2 protein-coding genes are annotated in these 2,400 nt (G+C 60.4%); both read right to left on the bottom strand.

Annotated features, from left to right (window positions below; genetic code table 11):
• Positions 1 to 71 precede the first annotated feature (71 nt).
• Positions 72 to 917 (bottom strand): sulfate ABC transporter permease subunit CysT, encoded by an 846-nt coding sequence (gene cysT, locus AC5DC2_RS22980; RefSeq protein WP_024709339.1) that lies wholly within the window; start codon positions 915 to 917, stop codon positions 72 to 74.
• A gap of 364 nt (positions 918 to 1,281) precedes the next feature.
• Entirely contained in the window at positions 1,282 to 2,289 is a 1,008-nt protein-coding gene (gene cysP / locus AC5DC2_RS22975; protein ID WP_491700165.1) for a thiosulfate ABC transporter substrate-binding protein CysP, read from the bottom strand.
• Positions 2,290 to 2,400: the final 111 nt, after the last annotated feature.

The raw sequence follows: 2,400 nt of genomic DNA, 5'->3' as shown, positions 1-2,400 counted from the left end.
ACGAAACGCCGCGCCCGGCGGCGGCGCATCAGGGCGCGAACCTGCGGATGCATGGTGTCTGTCGCCATTGATCAGCCTCCCCTCTTCAGATGCCGCCCGGCGCGACCGGTCGCGATGTTCGCGGCAATCAGCACCGCGAGCGCCAGCAGAAGCAGCGTTCCGGCGATCGCGCTTGCGGCGGGGAAATCATATTCATCGAGGCGGATCATGATCAGGAGCGAGGCGATCTCGGTCTTGTAGGGCATGTTGCCGGCGATGAAGATCACCGCGCCGAATTCGCCCAGCGAGCGGGCGAAGGCAAGCGAAGCGCCCATGATGAAGCTTGGCCAGAGCTGCGGAAAGATGATGTGGCGGAACACCTGACGATCGCTTGCGCCCAGCGTCTGCGCCGCCTCTTCCAGGTCGGTGCGCAGGCTCTCCATCACCGGCTGCACGGTTCTCACGCCGAAGGGCACTGAGGTGAAGGTCATGGCAATCGCGATGCCCCACCAGGTATAGGCCACCTTGATGTTCATTTCGGCCAGCAGCATGCCCATCCAGCCATTGCGGTCGTAGAGCGCGACGAGCGCGATGCCCGCAACGGCCGTCGGCAATGCGAAGGGAAGATCTATCAAGGCATCCAGCAGGCGCTTGCCCGGAAATTTGTAGCGCACGATCACCCAGGCGAGCAGCAGGCCGAAACAGGCGTTGAATACGGTTGCCGTCAGCGCCGCCGAGATCGTTACCCGGAAGGCGGCAAGCGTACGGTCCGAAGAGATGATGCGCCAGTAATCGCCAAACCCAAGTTGCCCCAGCTGGAAGAACAGGGCGCTGAGCGGCAGCAGGATGATCAGGCAGGTAAACAGCAGCGTGACGCCGAGCGTCAACCCGAAACCGGGCATGACCCTGCGGCTCGCGCCTCTGTTCGCTGTCGGCATGATGAGAGTCATGATGGCCTTAAGAAGATGATGCCGAGGTTTCCCGAAAGTCCTGTCTGGCGGTGTGCGAGGTTTGTTGGACGGCACGACGAAGTATTACACCCACGATGCATGACGCCGACGCCAGCGCGTTCCGACCGCCCCTTCCACACGCCAATCTCCCCCTTTGAGGGGGAGATGCCCGGCAGGGCAGAGAGGGGTGAACCTTCCCGTCGGACTCGGAATGCATGGCTCGCGTACCATACCCCCCTCTGTCGCTTTCGCGACATCTCCCCCTCAAGGGGGGAGATCGGGAAAGCGAGGCATACGCGCACCCGACCGTTTCCTTGTACTGTAAGCCGTCGGGCAGACGACCCCACAACTGTTACCGCCCCGCCTGGATCTGATCCAGCACGCCGCCGTCGCTGAAATGGGTTTCGTTGGCTTCACCCCAGCCGCCGAAGATCTCTTCGACCGTCACCAGCTTCACCTCCGGGAACTTGTCGGCATATTCGGCCTTCACTTCCGGATTGTGGACGCGGTTGTTGAAGGAGGCGACGATTTCCTGGCCTTCCTTGCTGTAAAGGAATTCGAGATAGGCCTTGGAAACGTCAACAGTGCCGCGTTCTTCGGCGACCTTCTCGACCACGGCAACCGGGAACTCGGCCAGAAGCGAGATCGAGGGCACGACGCGCTGGTATTCGTCCTCGCCATATTGCGCACGGATGTTTTCGACTTCCGCCTCGAATGTGATCAGCACGTCGCCGATGCCGCGCTCGACAAAGGTCGTCGTTGCGCCGCGGCCGCCGGTATCGAAGACGGCGACATTGCCCAGAACATCGCCAACGAATTCGCGCGCCTTGGCATCATCGCCATCAAACTTTTCGAGCGCATAGGCATAGGCCGCCAGATAGGTGTAGCGGGCATTGCCCGAGGTCTTCGGATTGGGGAAGACGAGCTGAACATCCTCGCGAGCAAGATCGTCCCAATCCTTGATATCCTTCGGATTGCCCTCGCGCACGAGGAAGGCGGGCAGCGAGTAATAGGGCGATGCGTTGTTCGGCAGGGCCTGCTGCCAGTCCTCGGCAACAAAACCGTTGTCGGCGAGGATCTGCACGTCGAGCACCTGATTGAAGGTCACGAGATCGGCCTTCAGTCCCTGAAGGATGGCGCGGGCCTGCTTGGAGGAGCCCGCATGGGACTGCTTGATGGTCACATCCTGCCCGCTCTCGTTTTTCCAGTACTCGGCGAAAGCCGGATTGATCGTCGCGTAAAGCTCGCGCGCGATATCATAGGAAACGTTGAGGATTTCCACCTGTTCCTCGGCCTTTGCTGGCGCACCGGCGGTCAGGAGGAGAGCGGCGCCAAGCGCGGCAAAAACTGTCTTTTTCATTGGGAAACCATTTTCTCGTGTTTCGAACTGTGGCGAAATCTAGAAAAGTTGATCCCCCAATCCAAGAAAACCGTTCGCCTCAATGCGCGCCGATTGGAAAATTAAATTCAA

It is taken from the genome of Martelella sp. (assembly GCF_984369615.1).
Note: the sequence above shows the minus strand (reverse complement) of the source record. Positions and strands in the feature narration are given on the sequence as shown.

Excerpts from the sequence above, each read along its gene's own strand:
- cysT (WP_024709339.1), bottom strand. The coding sequence starts at position 917 with ATGCCGACAGCGAACAGAGGCGCGAGCCGCAGGGTCATGCCCGGTTTC.
- cysP (WP_491700165.1), bottom strand. The coding sequence starts at position 2,289 with ATGAAAAAGACAGTTTTTGCCGCGCTTGGCGCCGCTCTCCTCCTGACC.